The following is a 19,935-nucleotide window of genomic DNA, read 5'->3' as shown; positions in this document are numbered from 1 at the left end:
CACGAGCGTCGACCCTAGTCAGCGCTTGCTGATCGGTTGCTGATTGGCCGGCGGCACGCTGCGGTCATGACACCGAGGATCACCGGATTCGACTACCAACGGGTGCCCGTCGCCGACGGGGTGGCGCTCAACGTGGCCATTGGCGGCGCGGGTCGCCCGATCGTGCTGTTGCACGGCTTCCCGCAGACCCACCTGATGTGGCGGCACGTGGCCGCCGACCTGGCCGCCGACCACACCGTCATCGCGCCTGACCTGCGCGGATACGGGGACAGCGACAAGCCCGACGGCGACTACGCCAAGCGGGTCATGGCCGCGGACGTGGTCGCGCTGGCGCGGCAGCTGGGCCACGACCGGTTCGCGCTGGCCGGGCACGACCGGGGCGCGCTGGTGGCCGTCCGCGCGGGGCTGGACCACCCGGACGCGGTCACCCACCTGGCCTCGCTGGACGTGCTGCCCACGATCGACATGTGGGAGGTCATGCGCGGGCGCTCAGCCGCGGTGGGCTTCCACCTGTACCTGATGGCGCAGCCGCCCGGCCTGCCGGAGGCGATGATCGCGGCCAGCGCGGACGACTTCTTCGGCTACTTCCTGGACCTGTGGACCAGGGACCCGGCGGCGATCCCGGCCGACATCCGCGCCGCCTACCTGGCCGCATCCCGCGCCGCCGTGTCCTCGATTGTGGCGGACTACCGAGCCTCGGCCGGGATCGACGTCGAGCACGACGAAGTGGACCGGGCGGCCGGGAACCGGTTGCGGATGCCGGTGACGGTGTTGCAGCAGGACTGGGGTGCGGCGCTGGGGTTCGACGCGGCCGGGCTGTGGCGGGCCTGGGCGGCGGACCTGCGGCACCAGACGGTGAGCTGCGGGCACTTCATGGCCGAGGAGGCGCCCTCGGTGGTGATCGCGGCGCTGCGGGAGCTGTTGTCCAGGTAGCCGCTCGCGCGCAGAGCAGCCCTGTCGTCCGAGGTAGACCCACGGATCCCCCTTTGTGCTGAGCCCGAGATCATCCCGGGGAGTCACCACAGCGGCACGCTCCGTGGATAACCTGGCCGCGATTGTCCGGCAACTCCTGAAGGGGAACACCTGTGGCTGTATCCGTGGACCTGGCCAAGCAGCTCGACAAGGCTTACGAGAACCTGACCGTGGCCGAGGTTCTCGACGCGCCGGTCGCCGCGCTGGCCGGTGTCAGCGAGGGCGACGGCGAGAAGCTGGCGGCCGCCTTCGGCGTCAAGACGGTCCGCGACCTGGGCACCAACAAGTACTTCAAGCTGGCTGCCGCGCTGGTGGCGCTCAACGACGCCGGCAAGTGACCGTCGCGAGGCGGGGACGGATCCCGTTCCCGCCTCGTAGACTTGCTCGTTGATGACCCGACTACCGCCGCCTCCCTCGCCGGAGGTGCTGACCAGCGCGGTCGATCCAGCGACCGACATCCTCAGCCTGTCCGCCTCGACCCGCCTGGTCCGGTTGTTCTTCGCCGGTGGCAGGCATCCGCAGCGGTGGAACTCCTTCCGGCACGTCGGCCCGCTGCCGCACGCCTTCTTCGACCCGCAGCCGCCCACCGAGGACGGGCTGCCGGCCCGCAGCGACGAACACGGCGTGGTCTACTTCTCGCTGTCCATCCGCACCTCCATCGCCGAGGTCTTCCAGGCCACCGCGGTGGTGGACCGGCAGACCCGCGCCCCGCACCTGGTGATGACCCGGCCCCGGCGGGCGCTGCGGCTGCTCGACCTGACCGGGCTGTGGCCGACCAAGGTCGGCGCCTCGCAGGCGATCTGGCAGGACAGCACCGACCGCACCCAGGCCTGGGCCCGCGCCATCCGCGAGGCCATGCCCGACCTGGACGGCCTGTGGTACCGCTCCGGGGTGGACGCGGGCAATCCGGCGCTGTGCCTGTGGGATCCGCCGGCGGCCTCCGCGCTGCCGGCCCGGCCGGACGTGCTGCACCCGCTCGACCACACCGGGCTGGACCTCTCGCTGGGGCGCGCGGGGCAGGAGCTGAACTACACCATCCTGGGCGCCTGACCCGGCGCGGCTACTCCCCCGCCATCCGGAACGCGCCCGACTCCAGCCTGCGGATCAGCCGGTCCGTCCACTCCGCGCGGTTGTCCGCGGTGTGCAGCCACAGCCCCAGCACCTCGCCCACCGGCCCCCACTCATCAAGGTCCGCCTCGGCGGGCAGCCCCTCGCGCACGCTGGCCCGCCAGGACGCCATCGCCGCGGATCGCTTGCGCAGCAACGAGATCGCCTCGGCGCGGGGCAGGTCCTCGATCAGGCCGACCGCGGCGGCTATCAGGTCCAGGCCGGGGTCGTGGCTGGTGAGGGCCTTGCGCAGCAGGGCGAAGTAGGTTTCCTCGCCCTGCCGCGTCAGCTCGTACTCCATGCGCGGCGGCCCGCCCGCTGCACTGGGCGTGGTCTCGTGCAGCAGCAGCAATCCCTGGCCGGTCATCGCCTTCAGGGCGTGGTAGACCGAGCCCGAGGTGGCCGTGGACCACTCGTGCGCGCCCCAGCTCTCCAGGTCCGCGCGAACCTGGTAGCCGTGCGCGCGTCCGTGCCTGCGCACCGCGCCGAGCACCAGCAGCCGAACCGCCGACATGGTCGTCCTCCCTCAGGGGCGGGTGGAGCTCACCCACCACAGCGTGCCGAACGGGTCCACGAAGCCGCCCATCCGGCTGCCGTCATCCTGCACGGTCACCGGCATGGCCGAGTTGGCGCCACCGGCCACCGCCCTGGCGTGCACCGCCTCCGGGTCGGGCACGGTGGTCCACAGCTGGACGTGCGCCGGATCCGTGGGGGTGGGCAGGCACTGGCGGCCGTCCGCGCCGCCGTCGGCGAAGAACAGCGTGCTCTCGCCGATCCGGGCCTCGGCGTGGATCACCCGCTCCGGGTCGGTGGACAGCGGGACCCGGTTGACCACCTCGGCCTCGAAGGCCGTGCCGATGAACTCGATGAACTCGTTGGCGTTGCGCACCATCACGTACGGGGTCACAGATGTCATGCCCCGGAGGCTACGCGCAGCTAGCCAAATTTGGCTAGTCCCGGTTCCTAGGCGCGGAAGGTCCGGCGGTAGGCCGAGGGTGAGGTGTGCATGGCCGAGGTGAAGTGGTGCCGGAAGGTGACCGCGGTGTCGAACCCGACCGCGACCGCCACCTCCTCGATCGGCTTGTCCGTGGTTTCCAGCAACGGCAGGCTGGCCTGCACCCGGCGGCTGATCAGCCACCGGATCGGGCTGACCCCCGCCGCCCTGGCGAAGTGCCGCAGGTAGCTGCGCTCGGACATCCGGGCCCGCTCGGCCAGGGTGCGCACCGAGATCGGCTCGGTCAGGTGTTCCAGCGCCCAGGCCATGCTGCCGGTGATCCGGTCGTCGCCGGGCTCGGCGGCCACCGGGCTCTCGATGTACTGCGCCTGCCCGCCGTCCCGGTGCGGCGGGATGACCAGCCGCCGCGCCACCGCGTTGGCCAGTTCCGCGCCGAAGTCCTTGCGCAGCAAGTGGATGCACAGGTCGATGCCGGCCGCGCAGCCCGCACTGGTGAGGATCCAGTCGTTGTCGATGTAGAGCGGGTGCGGGTCCACCTCGATCGCCGGATGCCTGCGCCGCAACAGTTCCGTGTACCGCCAGTGCGTGGTGGCGCGCAGCCCGTCCAACAGTCCGGCCGCGGCCAGCGCGAACACCCCGGAACAGATCGAGACGATCCGCGCACCCCGGCTGCGGGCCAGCCGCAGCGCGGCCACCACCTCCGGCGAGGGCTCGGCGTGCACATCGGCCACGCTGGGCACCACCACGGTCTGGGCCTCGGCGAGGGTGTCCAGGCCGTAGCGCACCAGCAGCTCCGCGCCGCCGAGCACCGGCACCGGACCGGGTCGCTCCGCGCAGATCCGCACCTCGTACCAGTCCTCGCCGAGGTCGAGATCGGGCCAGCGCAAGGCGAAGACCTCGGTGACGATCGCGGTCTCGAAGGAGGTCATGCCGTGGTAGGCGAGCACCGCCACTGATCTGGCCATGGCGGAATCTTAGCGAAGATTGTCGTTACCGCCACTGGTGCGGCGACGGGTGCGCGACGAGGGTGGAGGCATGCGAAAGTTGTTGCGGTCCTTGGGAAAGCTGCTCGCCGACCTGGCGTACGGGGTGCACGCGGGCCACGCCATCCGGCACGGCCTGCCCGCCCCTAAGCCCCCGTGTCGATCCGGTAGCCGACGCCGGGCACGGTGACGATGAGCCAGGGCTCGCCGAGTCGTTTGCGCAGCGCGGAGACGGTGATCCGGACGGCGTTGGTGAAGGGGTCGGCGTGCTGGTCCCAGGCCTGCTCCAGCAGGTCCTCGGCGCTGACCACCCCGCCCTCGGCGGCGAGGAGGACCTCCAGCACGGCGAACTGCTTGCGGGTGAGCGCGACCTGGCGGCCGTCGCGGAAGACCTCCCGGCGGAACGGGTCCAGCCGCAGGCCCGCCAGCTCGCGCACCGGGGGCCTGGCGTGCGCGCGCCTGCGGTCCAGCGCCCGCAGCCGCATCACCAGCTCCCGCAGCTCGAACGGTTTGGTGAGGTAGTCATCAGCGCCGAGCTCGAAGCCGGAGGCCTTGTCGTCGATCCGGTCGGCGGCGGTGAGCATCAGGATCGGCATGCCGCTGCCTGCGGCGACGATGCGCCGGGCGATCTCGTCGCCGGAGGGACCGGGGATGTCGCGGTCGAGCACGGCGAGGTCGTAGGAGTTGACGCTGAGCAGCTCCAGCGCGGTGTCGCCGTCTCCGGCGATGTCGGCGGCGATCGCTGCCAGCCGGAGCCCGTCCCGGACGGCTTCGGCCAGGTAGAGCTCGTCCTCCACGATCAGCACGCGCACACCCCGAGCCTAGGGCGCGGGTCAGCGACCCCGCACCAGGGTCAGCCGAGGTCGCTCCGGTGACGGACCAGCCTTCGCGCGCCACCAGCGCCGGGAGGCCAGCGCGGCCAGCACCGCGCCCGCGGCGTTGAGCAGCACGTCGTCCACAGAGGACACCCGGTCCAGCCGCAGCACGTACTGCCCGGCCTCGATCAGCACCGAGCAGCCCGCCGCCAGCGCCAGCACCCTCGGCAGCGAGGCCAGCGCGGCGAAGCGCAGCGGGGCGAAGAAACCCAGCGCCGCGAACACCAGCAGGTTGCCGATGATCTGGGCGGCCCCCATCACGAGCAGGTCCTGCAACGGCACCAGGCTCACCCGGCCGGGAACCAGGCCCGCCCGGCTGCCCGGCATCAGGGTCATCCAGACGAAGGGCACCGTGCCGTAGACGAGGCCGACCTCGGACACCGACCAGCGCCACGCCTGGGCCCTCGGGTAGCCGATGAGCCACCGGTGGCGGGCCAGCGCCCACACCGCCAGCAGGGCCACCGGCAGCATGACCACCGTGCTGGCCACCACGCCGGTGAACGTGCCGATCCAGTCCTGCCACTTGCCGAGCACGCCACCACCCAACACGGCGCACTGTTGCGGCGGCGTATCCGATTTTCGATACGTCCGCGATACCCGGACCGTGCTAGCTGCCGAGGCGGGCCAGCGCGGTGCACATGGCCTCGCTGGAGCCGATCCAGAACAGCGAGTAGTCCTCGCCGCCCTGCTTGCGCGAGCCCTTGTGGAAGCACGGCGCCTTGGCCGCGCCCGGCGGCGGGTCGGCGCTGACGCCGAGAATGGTCACCTTCAGGAAGCAGGCGGCGACCTCGGCCGCGGCGTCCAGCTTGCCGCGGATGGCCACCACCAGGCCCAGGGAGAGCGGGCTGGCCTTCTCCTGGTACAGCACGATGCCCACCCGGTCGGTCTGGTAGGCGCAGGTCAGCACGGTGTTGACGTGGCTGGCCGCGCCGACCAGCCTGCCCACGCGGTCCTGGAACTGGGCCAGCGCGGCCCGCTGCGACCTCGGCACCACCTCCAGCACCTCGTTCACCAGGCCGGCCAGTGGCACGCACGGGTTGGCCTTGGCGATCTGGAACTTGGCCGAGAGCACCGGCAGCACCGACCGGATCTTCGGCCCGGTGCGCGAGCAGTCCCCCGTGGTGGTGGTGCCCCCGCTCTTCTTGCTGGTCACGGCCACCTCGCTGACCGGCGCCCCCGCGCCGAAACCACCAGTGGTCTCCTCACAGCCGCTGACCAAGGTGACCAGTGCGATCGCCATCCCCACGATCACGGTTCTACGCATCGCCCCTCCCGGGCTGGTAACAACCTGAATCCCCACGATGACTTTGCGCGACCGGCTCGGCATTGTGGTCAGCACCGAAGTCTTTGGCCGGGGCAGGGGTGCGGGTGGGTCTGTTCGAGCGGGACGCCGAGCTGGTGCGGATCGGCGAGCTGCTGACCGCGGCCGCCGCGGGGCGCGGCCGGACCGCGCTGGTCGAGGGCGTGCCGGGAATCGGCAAGACCGCGTTGCTGGCCGCGGCCGGTGAGGTGGCGGCCGGGCGCGGGTTCCGGGTGCTCACCGCCAGCGGCGGCGAGCTGGAGCAGGACCTGCCCTTCGCCATGGTCCGGCAGCTGTTCGACCCCGCGCTGCGGGAGGCCGAGCCCGAGGTGCGCTCCGGGGCGGCGGCGCTGGCCGCGCCGGTCTTCGCCGCCGACGGGGACCAGGTGCCGGTGGGCAACGTGGTGCACGGGCTGTACTGGCTGTGCTCCAACCTGGCCGAACCCGCGCCGCTGCTGCTCGCGGTGGACGACGTGCACTGGGCGGATGAGGCCTCTCTGCGGTTCCTCTCCCACCTGGCCCGGCGGGTGGGCGACCTGCCAGTGCTGCTCCTGCTCGGCGGCCGGCCAGTGGCCATGGACTCGGCGCTGACCAGGGCGCTCAGCGGGGTCGACCCGGTGCTGCTGACCCTGGGGCCGCTGTCCGGGCAGGCGGTGAGCCGGTTCGTCCGGGACCGTCTCTCCCCCGCCGCCGACCCCGAGTTCTGCCGCGCCTGCGCCGAGGCCACCGGCGGCAACCCGTTCCTGCTCACCGAGGCGATCACCGCCCTGCGCGCGGCCAGGGTGCCCCCGGTGGCCGCCCAGGCCGGCCGGATTCCCGGGTTGCGGGCCGCGCCGATCGCCCGCACCGTGCTCACCCGGCTCAACCGGCTCGGTCCCGAGGCGGTCCGGCTGGCCAGGGCGCTGGCCGTGCTCGGTCCGGCCGCCGACCTCACCCGCCCGGCCCGTTTCGCTGAGGTGTCACTGGCGCGGGCGAGCGAACTGGCCGACCTGCTCGCCCAGGAGTCGCTGCTCACCGGCGGCTACCCGGTGGACTTCGCGCATCCTTTGGTGCGCACCGCGGTCTACGCCGACGGCACCGACATCCGCCGGGCCGCCGACCACCGCCGCGCGGTGGAGCTGCTCACCGCCGAAGCGGCCCCGGCCGAGCAGCTCGTGCCGCACCTGCTGGCCGCCGCCCCGGCTGCCGACCCCGCCGTGGTCACCGCGCTGTGCGCGGCCGCGGCGGACGCGCTGGGCCGGGGCGCGCCCGAGGCCGCGGCCAGCTGCCTGCGGCGGGCGCTGGCCGAACCACCGCCCGCCGCCGACCGGCCCCGGCTGCACGCCGAACTGGGCCGGGCGCTGGGCATGGCCAACCGGCCGGTGGAGGCCGCGCAGGCGTTGCGCGCGGCCCTGGAGCTGACCGAGGACCCGGTCACCCGCGGCGAGCTGGCGCTGGACCTGGGCGCGGTGATGGTGCAGACCGGGCGGCCGGACGCGGCCATGGAGACCTTCGAGCTGGCCACCGAGGCGCTGGCCGAAGGCGAGCTGCCGCTGCGGCTGACCGTGGCCTTCTCCATGGCCAGCTTCGTCAGCATGCGGCCGCCCACCTCCTGGATCGCCCGGCTGGACCAGCTGGCCGGCGCCGTCTCGGCCGAGTCCGAGGCCGGGCGGATGGTGCTGGCCTGCCTGGCTTTTGGGGCCTGTGCCACCGCCGACCGCCCGGCCTCGGTGGTGGGCGAGCTGGCCGCCCGCGCCGCGCACGGCCCGCTGCCCGAACGCGACCAGTGGATCCTGGCCAACTTCGCCAGCACCGCACTGGTCATGGCCGACCGCCTGCCCGAGGCCCTGGCGGTGCTGGACCGCGGGGTCGAGCACGCGCAGGCGCGCGGCAACCTGGCCGAGTTCCGCTACCTCGCCGTGCTGCGCTCCCGCACCGCGCTCACCGCCGGCCACCTGCGCGAGGCCGAGGCCGACGGCCGCGCCGCGCTGGCCCTGCACGAGGTCGACGGCGACCGCGAACTGCCGCTGGCGGCCGCGGTGCTGGTGGACGCGCTGGCCGAACAGGGCCACCTGGACGAGGCCCAGGCCGTGCTGACCGAGCACGAGCTGGACGCCGAGGACGAGGTCCGGATGCTGATCGGCCACTTCGTGCACCTGGCCCGCGGCAGGCTCCGGCTCCGCCAGCAGCGCCCGCGCGCCGCCCTGGCCGACCTGCTGGCCTGCGGCGACGGCCTGGTCAGGGCCGGGTGCGTGAACCCGGGCTTCGCGCACTGGCGGGCCGATGCCGCACTGGCCTGGCTGGCGCTGGGCGAACCGGCCGAGGCCAGGTCGCTGGCCGAGGAGGAGCTGGCGCTGGCCCGCGACTTCGGCGCACCTCGCGCCATCGGCATCGCGCTGCGCACCCTGGGCCTGATCGAGGGCGGCGGCACCCGGCTGGACCGGCTCGCCGAGTCCGTCCAGGTGCTGCGCGGCTCCACCGGCACCCTGGAGCTCGGCCACTCGCTGATCGAGTACGGCAGCGCGCTGCGCCGCGCCGGACACCGCACCGACGCCCAGCGCCAGCTCCGCGAGGGCCTGGACCTGGCCGCCCGGCACCACGCGCTTCCCCTTGCCGCGCAAGCGAAACAGGAACTCACCGCGACCGGGGCCCGGCCCCGCCGCGACCTGCTCACCGGGGTCGACGCGCTCACCGCGAGCGAGCTGCGGGTGGCCAGGCTGGCCGCGGGCGGCGACTCCAACCGGGCCATCGCGCAGACCCTGTTCGTCAGCCGCCGCACCATCGAGGTCCACCTCACCAGCGCCTACCGCAAGCTCGGCATCCAGTCCAGGGAGCAGCTGCCCACCGCGCTCGGGGCCTGAACCACCCGCACCGGCCACCGCTGATCGCTAGCATGCCAAGCCATGCGCGCGGTCTTCCCCGGCTCCTTCGACCCGGCCACGCCGAACGACTGGCCCTGCTGGCCGAGCTGACCAGCGACCTGGCCAACGTCACGGTGGACTCCAGCGCCGGCCGGTTGCTGGCCGACTACTGCCGGGACGTGGGCATCGGCGTCATCGTTCGGGGCGTGCGCAACTCCGGCGACCTGGCGCACGAGTTGCCGATGGCGCGGATGAACCGGCACCTGAGCGGCCTCGACACGGTCTTCGTCCCGACCAGTCCCGAGCGGGCCTACATCTCCTCCACCCTCATCGCGGCCACGGCCTGGCCCGGCGCCTGAGCGCACCCGCACCGATTCAGCACGAACCGTTGACGGCACCGTCATCGGTCTGCAACCTTTGACTCCCCTGACCGCAAAAAGTCGACTGTGATTGCTTAAATCCTTAGCGATCAACTGCAACTTCAGCACGATCCCTGTCTCGCCCTGCGCGGAAAACCGAACAGAGGTCCCCATGCACTGGAAGCAGCTCAGTAGACGGCTGACCACCGCCCTGCTCGCCACCGGCCTGCTCAGCGCCGGGCTCCCGGCCGCGACCGCGCTGGCCGCACCCGCCGACCTGGCCAGGGGCAAGGCGATCGAGGCATCCTCCACCACCCAGAACTACGTGGCCGGCCACGCCAACGACGGCAACCTCGGCAGCTACTGGGAGTCAGCGGGCTACCCGGCCACGCTGACCGTCAAGCTCGGCGCCAACGCCGACCTGGACTCGGTGGTGCTCAAGCTCAACCCCGACCCGATCTGGGCCGCGCGCACCCAGAGCATCCAGGTGCTCGGCCGCGACCAGGGCGGCGCGGCGTTCACCTCCTTGCGCGACCGGGCCGACTACCGCTTCGACCCGCACGGCAACCAGAACACCGTCACCATCCCGGTCACCGGCCGGGCCGCCGACCTGCGCTTGCAGTTCTTCGGCAACACCGGCGCACCGGGCGGCCAGGTCGGCGAGCTCCAGGTCATCGGCACCCCCGCGCCCAACCCGGACCTGACCGTGGCCTCGGTCAGCTGGAACCCGCCCAGCCCGGTGGAGACCGACCAGATCACGCTGACCGCCCAGGTCCGCAACACCGGCTCGGCGGCCGCCGGCGCGACCACGGTCAACTTCAGCCTGGGCGGCGCGGTGGTCGGCAGCGCCCCGGTGGGCGCACTGGCCGCGGGCGGCGCGGCCAGCGTCTCGGTCAGCGCCGGGACCAGGCCGATGGGCAGCTACCCGGTGACCGCGCTGGTCGACCCGAACAACACCGTGGTCGAGCAGAACGACGCCAACAACAGCCACACCGCGCCGAACCAGCTGTCCGTGGCCCAGGCCCCGGGCCCCGACCTGGAGGTCCTCGGCGTCGCCTCGAACCCGGCCAGCCCGCCGGTCGGCGCGCAGGTCAGCTTCACCGTGCGGCTGCGCAACCGCGGCACCAGCACCGCTGGCAGCACGGTCACCCGGCTGACCGTCGGCGGCAGCACGCTGAACACCCCCACCGGCCCGATCGCCGCGGGCGCGGAGAGCACGGTCGCGGTCAACGGCAGCTGGACCGCAACCAGCGGCGGGGCCACCATCACCGCCACCGCGGACGCCACCGGCGTGCTGGCCGAGACCAACGAGAACAACAACTCGCTGTCCCACTCGATCGTGGTCGGCCGCGGCGCGGCGGTGCCCTACGCGGAGTACGAGGCCGAGACCGCCCGCTACCAGGGCCAGCTGCTCAGCGCCGACCCGCTGCGCACCTTCGGGCACACCAACTTCGCCACCGAGTCATCAGGGCGGCAGTCGGTGCGCCTCACCAGCACCGGGCAGTTCGTGGAGTTCACCTCGGCCAACCAGGCCAACTCGATCGTGGTGCGCAACTCGATCCCGGACGCGCCGGACGGCGGCGGCATCGAGGCCACCATCAGCCTGTACGTCAACGACACCTTCCTCCGCAAGCTCACCCTGTCCTCGCGGCACAGCTGGCTCTACGGCAACAGCGACGGCCCCGAGTCGCTGACCAACCGCCCGCAGCCGGACGCCCGGCGGCTGTTCGACGAGTCGCACGCGCTGCTGGCCAGCTCCTACCCGCCCGGCACCCGGTTCCGCCTGCAGCGCGACGCCGGGGACACCGCCGCGTTCTACATCATTGACCTGATCGACCTGGAGCAGGTCGCGCCCCCGGCCAGCCAGCCCGCCGGGTGCACCTCGATCACCAACTACGGCGCGGTCCCCAACGACGGCAACGACGACACCGACGCCATCCAGCGCGCGGTCACCGACGACCAGAACGGCGTGATCGGCTGCGTGTGGATCCCGGCCGGGCAGTGGCGGCAGGAGAAGAAGATCCTCACCGACGACCCGCACAACCGGGGTCAGTTCAACCAGGTCGGGATCAGCAACGTGACCATCCGCGGCGCGGGCATGTGGCACTCGCAGCTGTACACGCTGACCGAGCCGCACCTGGCCACCGGCGGGATCAACCATCCGCACGAGGGCAACTTCGGCTTCGACATCGACCAGAACACCCAGATCTCCGACATCGCCATCTTCGGCTCCGGCCGGATCCGCGGCGGGGACGGCAACGCCGAGGGCGGGGTGGGGCTCAACGGCCGCTTCGGCACCGGCACCAAGATCAGCAACGTCTGGATCGAGCACGCCAACGTGGGGGTCTGGGTCGGCCGCGACTTCGACAACATCCCCGAGTTGTGGGGGCCGGGCGACGGGCTGGAGCTCAGCGGCATGCGGATCCGCAACACCTACGCCGACGGGATCAACTTCACCAACGGCACCCGCAACTCCAAGGTGTTCAACTCCTCCTTCCGCACCACCGGTGACGACGCGCTCGCGGTGTGGGCCAACAAGTACGTGAAGAACCAGTCCACAGACATCGCGCACGACAACCACTTCGTCAACAACACCATCCAGTTGCCCTGGCGCGCCAACGGGATCGCGGTCTACGGCGGCTACGGCAACCGGATCGAGAACAACCTGATCCACGACACCATGAACTACCCGGGGATCATGCTGGCCACCGACCACGACCCGCTGCCGTTCTCCGGGCAGACCCTGATCGCCAACAACGCGCTGCACCGCTGCGGCGGGGTGTTCTGGGGCGAGGCACAGAAGTTCGGCGCGATCACCCTGTTCCCGCAGAACCTGCCCATCCCGGGCGTGGTGATCAGGGACACCGAGGTGCTGGACTCCACCTACGACGGCATCCAGTTCAAGACCGGCGGCGGGGAGATGCCGAACGTGGCGATCACCAACGTGCGCATCGACAAGTCGAACAACGGCGCGGGAATCCTGGCCATGGGCGGGGCGCGGGGCAGCGCCACGCTGACCAACGTCACCATCACCAACTCCGCCACCGGGCACATCGTCCGTGAACCCGGCTCCACCTTCGTCATCAATGGCGGCGCTCACACTCCCTAACATTCCCTATCAGCGCCTCTTGACGGAAGTTTGCGGCATGTTACGGTAATCCACATGCCGCAACAGGACATCTACCGCTCCCCATCCGGCCGCCAGCTGCTGCTCGACAGTTACCGGGCGCAGCTGGCGGCCTGGCCGGGGACGCCCGAACAGCGGCACGTGCCGACCCCCGAGGGCGAGACCTTCGTGGTCTCGGCGGGTCCGGCCACCGCGCCGCCCTTGGTGCTGCTGCACGGTTCGGGCAGCAACTCGGCGCAGTGGGTGGCCCGCTTCACCGAGCTGATCCCGTACTTCCGGGTGCACGCGGTCGACATCATCGGCGAGCCGGGCCTGAGCGCGCCGTCCCGGCCGGATCCGGGCACGGACCGGTACGCGGTGTGGCTGGACGCGGTGCTGGACCAGCTCGGCCTGACCGAAGTGGCCATCATGGGCTACTCGCTGGGCAGCTGGCTGGCCCTGGACTACGCGATCCGCCGCCCGGCCAGGGTGCACCGGCTCGCGCTGACCTGTCCGCCCGGCCTGAGCAGACCACTGAAGGGCTACCTGCTCAAGGCGGTGCTGCTGGCCCCGTTCGGCCGCTGGGGCAAGCGCCGCACGGTGATCGGCATGCTCGGCCGCGAACTGTCCACTGTGGACCTGGACGCGGTGGTCGAGCACACCGTGCGGATGTCCACGCACTACCGGCACCGCGGCGGCGAGCTCCCGGTCTTCACCGACGACGAGCTGGCCAATCTCAACATCCCGCTGCACGTCGTAGTGGGCGCGGACGACGTGATGTGGGATGCCGCGATCACCAAGCAACGCCTGGAAACCCACGCGCCGCGGGCCACCGTCCACCTACTGCCCGGCATCGGGCACCTGGTGCCGCCACAGGACTCCGAGCTGGAGTTCCTCACCGCCGAAGGGAGTCGACATGGTTGAGCAGATCCACGGCGTCCCGGTGCTGCACTGCGCGCCCGAGGGCCACCGGCTGGGCGCCGAGCGCGACGCCACCGACCTGATCGGCGAGGCCTGGTCCCAGCAGGCCGGCACGGTGGTGATCCCGGTGGCGCGGCTGTCCGAGGAGTTCTTCCGGCTGGAGACCAGGCTGCTCGGCGACTTCGCGCAGAAGTTCGTCAACTACGGCATCCGGCTGGTCTTCCTCGGCGACGTGTCCGCGCACGCCGCCCGCAGCCGCGCGCTGAGGAGCTACCTGCGCGAGACCAACCGCGGCAAGCACGTGTGGTTCCTGGCCGACCACGCCGAGCTCACCGCCCGGCTGGCTCCGACCGGCTGACGCTCAGGGACAGCGGGTGGCCAGCACGCAGAACTCGTTGTCCTCCGGATCGGCCAGGGTGACCCAGCTGACGCCCGCACCCTGGCCGACATCGGCGTGCCGCGCGCCCAGCTCGATCAGGCGACGGACCTCCTCGGCCTGGTCCCGGTCGGTCGGGTTGAGGTCGATGTGCAGCCGGTTCTTGGCGGTCTTGCCCTCGGGCACCAGCGCGAAGGTCAGCAGCGGCGGCACCGGACCGGGCCGGTCCTTGCCCTCCGGCACCAGCGGCGAGCCGATGGTGACGATCTCCTCGTCCTGGTGCCGCACCTGGTAGCCGAGCACCGCGCACCAGAACCGGGCGAGCCCGACAGGATCGGCGCAGTCGATGGCGAGCTCGGCGAACTTGCTGGCCATGGCAGGGTCCTCCCCAGTCAAGATTTTCCTGCCGGAACCCTACGCTGAACCGGTGACAGTCAGCCCGGACGACCTGGACGCCCTGACCAACCACCTGGCCGACACCCTGGCCCCGGCCACCACCCGTGACTGGTCGGCCCACCCGGGCACCGGCGACTGGACCGCCTGGCACACCGCCGAACACCTCGGCGACTGCCTGCTCTCCTACGCCGCCCAGCTGGTGGCCCAGCCCGACGGCCGGTACGTGCGCTTCGAGGCGTTCGTGGACAAGGACGCCGGCGCGGCGGAGGTGCTGGAGTTCGCGGTGACCGGCGCGCGGATCCTGGCCTCCACCGTGCGCACGGCCGGGCCGGAGGTGCGCGCCTACCACCCGACCGGGCTGGCGGATCCGGCCGGGTTCGCCGGGATGGGCTGCGTGGAGGTGCTGGTGCACGGCCACGACATCGCCCAGGGTCTGGGGCTGGCGCTGGATCCGCCGCGGGAGGCGTGTGCCCGGGTGCTGAGCCGGATGTTCCCGCACCGCACCGAGCAGCTCGGCGAGGTCGGTCCGTGGCAGGGCTTGCTGTGGGCGACGAACCGGATTTCCTTGCCGGGCAAGGGGCAGCAGACCGGGTGGCGCTGGCGGGGCGCGTCACCGGTCTAGAGCAGTCCCCGGATCTCACTCCGGGTAGCCTCCGCGATACCGTGGGACGCGGGGTAACAGGGGGATGGGGATGGGGCCGGCTGGCCGGGAGTTCGCGCGGCTGGGGCTGCGGTATGCGGTCGTGCTGCGGGTTGTGGTGGTCGCGGTGGCCACCGCGGTGGCGCTGCTCGCGGCCACACCACGGGAGCCGGGTGTGGCCGTGGTGGTGTTGCTCGGGTTCAACGGCTGGAACCTCGGTTACGCGGTGCTGTTGCGGCGCGGGTCGCGGTGGTGGCTGCTCCCGGCGGACGCGCTGGCGGTGAGCGCGGTCTGCCTGGCGCAGGTGTGGACCCACGCGGCCGGGGCGCAGCAGGACGGCACGAACTGGTCGCTGGTGGTGGCCTCGATCGTGGTGGTGTCCTGGCAGTGGCACCTACCGGTGGCCCCGGCGATGCTGGCGACCGCTGTGGTGGTGTCCGGCTACCTGCTGGGCGCGGCGCTGAGCAGGCCGGCCGGGTGGGCCGGAGCAGTGCCGCTGGGGCTGTGGATGATCGCCGAGGCGGTGTTGTCCAGGGCGCTGTTCCTGTTGGTGGCACGGGGCGCGCGGGTGGCGGACCTGGCCTCGGCGCAGGCTGGGCGGGCGCGGCGGGCGGCGGCGCTGGCGGCGGCGCGGCGGGATGACGAGCGGGAGCACTTGGCCGCGATCCACGACACGGCTTCGGCGACGATGTTGTTGGTGGGACTGGGTGTGGTGCGGCGGCACGAACCCTGGCTGGCGGCGCAGGCCGCCCGGGATGTGCGGGTGATCCAGGGGCAGGCGGACCCAGCCACGGAGCGGGCGGTCGAGGTGGCGGCCGCGGTGCGCGCGATGGCCGACATTCCACTGTGGATTGACTGGCAGGTCGAGGAGTCGCTGACCGCTCCCCCGGTTGTGGCGAACGGTTTCGCTTATGCCGCAAGGGAAGCGCTCACCAACGTGCTGCGGCATTCCGGAGTGGAATCGGCCGTGGTGCGACTGTCCGGAGTGGACGGCCGGATCGTGCTGGAGGTCGTGGACCAGGGGTGCGGGTTCCGGCCGGAGGAGGTGCCCGCGAGCCGGTACGGGCTGTCCCGGTCGATCCGGGAGCGGATGGCCCGGCTCGGCGGACTGGCCGAGGTGGTCAGCAGTCCTGGGCGGGGCACGCGGGTGCGGTTGGAGTGGTCCGATGGCGGAGTCTGACGCGGTGCGCACGGCCGCGCAGCTGACCCGGCAGCTGCACCTGGCCGCGGTGGTGGTCACCCTGGGTGTGCTCTTCGGGTTGCAGCTGCCGATCGTGTTGGCGCACCAGGAGTTCTACCGCCCGGTGGCGGGTCAGTACCTGGCGCTGGGGGTCTTCGCCGGGGTCGCGGTGTGGGTGGCGGTGGCGACTTGGCTGGACCGGCCGCTGGGGTGGTGGCGGTGGGCGCTGGTGGGCGTGACGCTGGCGGCCTCGGCGGTGGCGAACGCGACCGTGCTGCCGGAGCAGTACCTCGGCATGCCGCACTGGTCCTACGGCACCGCAGGCTGGCCGCTGACCGTGCTGGCCATGAGCCGCGGCATCGGTCCGCTGGCCGCGCTGCTGCTCGCCCAGTACGCGCTGACCACCGCGCAACTGCCGGCCATCGGCGAGACCTCGGTGACGCTGGGCGGGACGCTGCTGCAAACCCTGATCACCGCGGTGTTCCAGCTCGCGGTGGGCTGCGCGGCGACCATCCTGCGCCGGATCGCAGTGGTGGCCGCGGGCATCTCCCGCGAGGAGGAGGAACTGCGTACCGCCGAGACGATCAGGGAACGCGTGCACGCCGACCGCAAGGACCGCTACGCCGCACTGGCCACCACCACGGTGCCACTGCTGACCGGTCTGGCCGAGGGCACCGCCGACCCGGCCGAACCCTCGGTGCGGCGGGCCTGCGCGATCGAGGGCGCGCGGATGCGGCGGCTGTTCGCCGAGGGCGCGGTGGTCGCCGATCCGCTGGCGCACGAGCTGCACGCCTGCATCGACTTGGCCGAGCGCAACGGGATCGCGGTGCAGTTCGCCGAGCAGGGCGAGCGCGCGCCGGTTCCGGTGGCCGCGCGCAGGCGGCTCACCGAGGCGGCCATGGTGCTGCTGGCCTCCGCGCGCAGCACGGCCAGGGTCACCGTGGCCGGGCGGGACGGCGCGGTGACGGTGAGCGTGCTGGCCGACGCGCCCGAACCCGATCTGCCCGCCGCCGCCGACGGGATCAGCACCTCCGTCCTCCGTTCTCCAGATCGCGTATGGGTTGAGACGACATGGGATCCGAAGGCATGATCAAGGTCGCCGTGGTGGACGACCACCCGGTGGTGATCGCGGGCGTGCGCGCCTGGTGCGCCAGCGCCGACCCGCCGATCGAGGTGGTGCCGCCCGCCGAGGCCGACACCGCTGACGTGGTGCTGCTCGACCTCCAACTGGAGGCGGGCGCGCCACTGGCCTTCGAGGAGTTGCAGCGGCTGGCCGGGCTGGGCCGCCAGGTGATCGTCTACACCATGCGCACCGACCGGCAGACCGCGTTGGCCTGCCTGGACATCGGCGCGCACACCTTCGTCACCAAGGCCGAGGGCGAGCACCACCTGGTGACCGCGATCCACGCCGCCGCGGACAACCGGCCCTACACCCCGCCGACGCTCTCCGGCGCGCTGGCCACCGACACCGATCCCGGGCGGCCGCGGCTGGCGCCCAGGGAGGTGGACGTGCTGCTGGAGTGGTTCCACTGCGAGTCCAAGGAGATGGTGGCGCGCAAGCTGTACCTGTCGGTGCGCACGGTCAACTGCTACCTGGACCGGGTGCGGATCAAGTACGCCAACGCGGGCCGGGACGCCCGGACCAAGGCGGCACTGGTTGCCAGGGCGATCCAGGACGGCCTGGTCGACGTCAACGACCTGTGACTGACGGTTGATCGACCGGCTTCGGCCGGTGCGGACAGCAGGTCAGGTGACGCCGAACCCTGACTGGAAGTGCATACAGAGTTCATATAAATCCGCTATGCTTCACGCATGAGTCGCCGAGACGCCGCGCACGGCTCTTCCGATGCCATCGGGTCAGCCCTCTACGGTCTGGCCACCAGGGCCGTGAGACGCCTTCCCCGCGACATGAGCCTGACGTCCGCCGCCACCTTGGCCACCCTGGACAAGACCGGCCCGCGACGGATCACCGATCTGGCGGTGACCGAGGGTGTCACCCAGCCCGCGATGACCGTCCTGGTCCGGGTGATGGAGGAATCCGGGCTGGTCGAGCGGAAGGGCGATCCGTCCGACAAGCGGGTCACCCTGGTGTGCCTGACCGAGGCCGGCGCCTCGTACGTCCGGACACGGCGCCAGGCAGGTGTCGACGCGTACGCGCGGCTGATCGACGAACTCACCGGTGACGAGGTCGAGGCCTTGGCCGCAGCCCTTCCGGCGCTGCGGCACCTGGCGGAGCTCGAAAGCCGCGCCCGAGAGGAGCCGGACCGGTGAGCGCTGCCCTGGGTCGAGCGCCATGAGCTCTGACTACGTCGTCCGCAGCGCGCGCCGGCGATGGATCTGAGCATGTTTCTGATGATCAATTCCGAACAGAGGTGAAACTGTGGCCAAGGGCTACTGGGTCAGCGTCTACCACGCCATCACAGACCCCGAGGGGCTTGATGTCTACAACGAACTGGCCGGTGTGGCCGTCAAGGCCGCAGGCGGGCGGGTGCTCGCCAGCGTCGGCAGCCGGGTCGTCGCACACGAAGCCGGAATCGCCGAGCGCGTTGTCCTGATCGAGTTCGACAGCTTCGAACAGGCCGTCGCCGCATACGAGAGTGCGGCCTACCGGGAGGCGCTGGCCGAACTCCCCGACGGCTTCCAGCGCGACTTCCGCATCATCGAAGGCCTCGACTGACGATCGGGGCCGCATCGACGACGAACACGAAGCCGACTGCTTGGAGTTCCGCTCGCGCAACTCCTGCGCAGCGGTTGGAGCTGACTCAGGTGTCCTGCGGTGGGGCGGCGGGTTTCATCGCGCGGGTTCGACAAGCCGTAGATGATCCACTCCGGTCCACCCGGTGAACGCTCGTTGATCGGCTCCGGAACCTTTCGCTGACAGTGCTCCAGCGGGACAGACACCGACGCACGGCCCTTGACGGGGGTGTGGGTGCCCGCTGGAGCATGGTCGCGTCCAGAACCGCCGCCACCACGGTTCACGGAGGTCTGCCCATGCAGCGCAGCGCTGTGCCCCCACGCCGGAGGCCGCGATGGTTCTCGTTCGCGCGCAACGCAATCGTTGGTGCTGCCGCGCTGGCGGTGGTGTTGCCGGGCGTCGCGTTCGCCGAACCGCCCAGGGCACTGCCGGGTGGCGCCCCGGCGGAGGATGCCCGCTGGCAGCCCGCTTTCGACTACGACGGCGACGGTTGCTACCCGACCCCGGCCATCGGTCCGGACGGCACCCTCAACGCCGGTCTGAAGCCGACCGGGGCGCTCAACGGGAACTGCCGCGACCTGTCGGACCTGAACAACACCAACATGTACTCCCGCAACCGCTGCAACAACGGCTGGTGCGCCTACATGTACGACCTGTACTTCGAGAAGGACCAGGCGCTGGCCGGGATCGAGAGCGGGCACCGGCACGACATCGAGCACGTGGTGATCTGGGTGCAGAACGGGTCCGCCCAGCACGTCTCGACCTCCGCGCACGGCAAGTACACCACCAAGCCCTCCGCGCAGGTCGCCTGGGAGGGCTCGCACGCCAAGATCGTCTACCACAAGGACGGCATCGGCACGCACTGCTTCCGGCACGCCAGCGCCACCGAGCCGCCGGAGAACCACAAGGGCGCCTGGCAGTACCCGGCCCTGGTGGGCTGGGACAACTACCCGTCCGGGATCAGGGACAAGCTGGTGCAGGCGAACTTCGGCAGCGCCGGCTTCGGGCTGAAGGACAGCGCGTTCGGCTGGGAGCTGGAGAAGGCCAAGCCCGCAGGCATCCCGTTCAACCCGCACGGCTGAGTCCAACCGCGGCACCGCTCTCCGCCGAGAGCGGTGCGAAGGCCGTGTCCCCCAAGCCCCGCCCGCGCTAGCCGCGCCGGTGTGGCCGCTGGCGGCACGGCCGGAACACCCGAATACACCCGGTATGAGGGCGTCCCGGCCACACCGC

22 protein-coding genes are annotated in these 19,935 nt (G+C 71.8%); 15 read left to right on the top strand and 7 right to left on the bottom strand.

Annotation, left to right across the window (positions count from 1 at the left end):
• The first annotated feature begins 66 nt into the window (after positions 1-66).
• From N8J89_RS18970 to N8J89_RS18960, 3 genes are all read left to right on the top strand, one after another.
• Complete coding sequence (locus N8J89_RS18970; RefSeq protein ID WP_283665700.1) at positions 67-933, top strand: alpha/beta fold hydrolase; 867 nt, start codon at positions 67-69, stop codon at positions 931-933.
• Positions 934-1,085: 152 nt separating this feature from the next.
• The gene (locus N8J89_RS18965; protein WP_252478578.1) at positions 1,086-1,310 is read left to right on the top strand and encodes a hypothetical protein; all 225 of its coding nucleotides are present in this window, start codon (positions 1,086-1,088) and stop codon (positions 1,308-1,310) included.
• A gap of 52 nt (positions 1,311-1,362) precedes the next feature.
• On the top strand, positions 1,363-2,022 hold the full coding sequence (locus N8J89_RS18960; RefSeq protein WP_283665699.1) for an RES family NAD+ phosphorylase: 660 nt from the start codon (positions 1,363-1,365) through the stop codon (positions 2,020-2,022).
• Positions 2,023-2,032: 10 nt separating this feature from the next.
• Here N8J89_RS18960 and N8J89_RS18955 read toward each other — a convergent pair whose 3' ends face one another.
• From N8J89_RS18955 to N8J89_RS18930, 6 genes are all read right to left on the bottom strand, one after another.
• A complete protein-coding gene (locus N8J89_RS18955) occupies positions 2,033-2,593 on the bottom strand; it encodes a PadR family transcriptional regulator (protein WP_283665698.1) in 561 nt (186 codons plus the stop codon).
• Positions 2,594-2,605: 12 nt separating this feature from the next.
• The gene (locus tag N8J89_RS18950; protein ID WP_283665697.1) at positions 2,606-2,995 is read right to left on the bottom strand and encodes a VOC family protein; all 390 of its coding nucleotides are present in this window, start codon (positions 2,993-2,995) and stop codon (positions 2,606-2,608) included.
• 47 nt (positions 2,996-3,042) lie between these two features.
• Entirely contained in the window at positions 3,043-3,999 is a 957-nt protein-coding gene (locus N8J89_RS18945) for a helix-turn-helix domain-containing protein (protein ID WP_283665696.1), read from the bottom strand.
• Positions 4,000-4,163: 164 nt separating this feature from the next.
• On the bottom strand, positions 4,164-4,829 hold the full coding sequence (locus N8J89_RS18940) for a response regulator transcription factor (RefSeq protein ID WP_283665695.1): 666 nt from the start codon (positions 4,827-4,829) through the stop codon (positions 4,164-4,166).
• Between the two features lie 21 nt (positions 4,830-4,850).
• The gene (locus N8J89_RS18935; protein WP_283665694.1) at positions 4,851-5,426 is read right to left on the bottom strand and encodes a VanZ family protein; all 576 of its coding nucleotides are present in this window, start codon (positions 5,424-5,426) and stop codon (positions 4,851-4,853) included.
• A 73-nt stretch (positions 5,427-5,499) separates the two neighbouring features.
• Positions 5,500-6,156, bottom strand: coding sequence for a hypothetical protein (locus N8J89_RS18930; protein WP_283665693.1), 657 nt, complete (start codon positions 6,154-6,156; stop codon positions 5,500-5,502).
• A gap of 104 nt (positions 6,157-6,260) precedes the next feature.
• Between N8J89_RS18930 and N8J89_RS18925 the strand changes: the two genes are divergently transcribed.
• The 5 genes from N8J89_RS18925 to N8J89_RS18905 all read left to right on the top strand — a co-directional run bounded on the left by N8J89_RS18925 (position 6,261) and on the right by N8J89_RS18905 (position 13,776).
• Entirely contained in the window at positions 6,261-9,032 is a 2,772-nt protein-coding gene (locus tag N8J89_RS18925; RefSeq protein ID WP_283665692.1) for an ATP-binding protein, read from the top strand.
• Between the two features lie 32 nt (positions 9,033-9,064).
• Positions 9,065-9,391 carry a nucleotidyl transferase family protein gene (locus tag N8J89_RS18920; RefSeq protein WP_283665691.1) on the top strand — a complete coding sequence of 109 codons (327 nt, stop codon included), beginning with the start codon at positions 9,065-9,067 and terminating at the stop codon, positions 9,389-9,391.
• A gap of 172 nt (positions 9,392-9,563) precedes the next feature.
• Positions 9,564-12,500, top strand: coding sequence for a CARDB domain-containing protein (locus tag N8J89_RS18915; RefSeq protein WP_283665690.1), 2,937 nt, complete (start codon positions 9,564-9,566; stop codon positions 12,498-12,500).
• Positions 12,501-12,554: 54 nt separating this feature from the next.
• Positions 12,555-13,421, top strand: coding sequence for an alpha/beta fold hydrolase (locus N8J89_RS18910; protein ID WP_283665689.1), 867 nt, complete (start codon positions 12,555-12,557; stop codon positions 13,419-13,421).
• Entirely contained in the window at positions 13,414-13,776 is a 363-nt protein-coding gene (locus tag N8J89_RS18905; protein ID WP_283665688.1) for a DUF4180 domain-containing protein, read from the top strand. Before N8J89_RS18910 ends, N8J89_RS18905 begins: the two co-directional genes overlap by 8 nt.
• Before the next feature lie 3 nt (positions 13,777-13,779).
• On the opposite strand, the gene N8J89_RS18900 is transcribed toward N8J89_RS18905, so the two are convergent.
• Complete coding sequence (locus tag N8J89_RS18900) at positions 13,780-14,169, bottom strand: VOC family protein (RefSeq protein WP_283665687.1); 390 nt, start codon at positions 14,167-14,169, stop codon at positions 13,780-13,782.
• 52 nt (positions 14,170-14,221) lie between these two features.
• Between N8J89_RS18900 and N8J89_RS18895 the strand changes: the two genes are divergently transcribed.
• The 7 genes from N8J89_RS18895 to N8J89_RS18865 all read left to right on the top strand — a co-directional run bounded on the left by N8J89_RS18895 (position 14,222) and on the right by N8J89_RS18865 (position 19,787).
• Positions 14,222-14,812 (top strand): maleylpyruvate isomerase N-terminal domain-containing protein, encoded by a 591-nt coding sequence (locus tag N8J89_RS18895; protein ID WP_283665686.1) that lies wholly within the window; start codon positions 14,222-14,224, stop codon positions 14,810-14,812.
• Positions 14,813-14,882: 70 nt separating this feature from the next.
• Positions 14,883-16,010: a sensor histidine kinase gene (locus N8J89_RS18890; RefSeq protein ID WP_283665685.1), complete on the top strand. Its 1,128-nt coding sequence runs from the start codon at positions 14,883-14,885 to the stop codon at positions 16,008-16,010.
• A complete protein-coding gene (locus N8J89_RS18885) occupies positions 15,997-17,100 on the top strand; it encodes a hypothetical protein (protein ID WP_283665684.1) in 1,104 nt (367 codons plus the stop codon). The genes N8J89_RS18890 and N8J89_RS18885 overlap by 14 nt, the downstream gene beginning before the upstream one ends.
• The gene (locus tag N8J89_RS18880) at positions 17,097-17,714 is read left to right on the top strand and encodes a response regulator transcription factor (protein WP_283665683.1); all 618 of its coding nucleotides are present in this window, start codon (positions 17,097-17,099) and stop codon (positions 17,712-17,714) included. Before N8J89_RS18885 ends, N8J89_RS18880 begins: the two co-directional genes overlap by 4 nt.
• 108 nt (positions 17,715-17,822) lie before the next feature.
• Complete coding sequence (locus N8J89_RS18875; RefSeq protein ID WP_283665682.1) at positions 17,823-18,281, top strand: MarR family winged helix-turn-helix transcriptional regulator; 459 nt, start codon at positions 17,823-17,825, stop codon at positions 18,279-18,281.
• Positions 18,282-18,390: 109 nt separating this feature from the next.
• Positions 18,391-18,687, top strand: a complete 297-nt coding sequence (locus N8J89_RS18870; protein WP_283665681.1) for a DUF1330 domain-containing protein — start codon at positions 18,391-18,393, stop codon at positions 18,685-18,687.
• Positions 18,688-19,091: 404 nt separating this feature from the next.
• Complete coding sequence (locus N8J89_RS18865; RefSeq protein WP_349497494.1) at positions 19,092-19,787, top strand: NPP1 family protein; 696 nt, start codon at positions 19,092-19,094, stop codon at positions 19,785-19,787.
• Positions 19,788-19,935 lie beyond the last annotated feature (148 nt).

Origin of the sequence: Crossiella sp. CA-258035, assembly GCF_030064675.1 — a bacterium.
Classification (GTDB): Bacteria; Actinomycetota; Actinomycetes; order Mycobacteriales; family Pseudonocardiaceae; genus Crossiella.
This window is presented reverse-complemented; position numbering and strand designations above follow the sequence as displayed.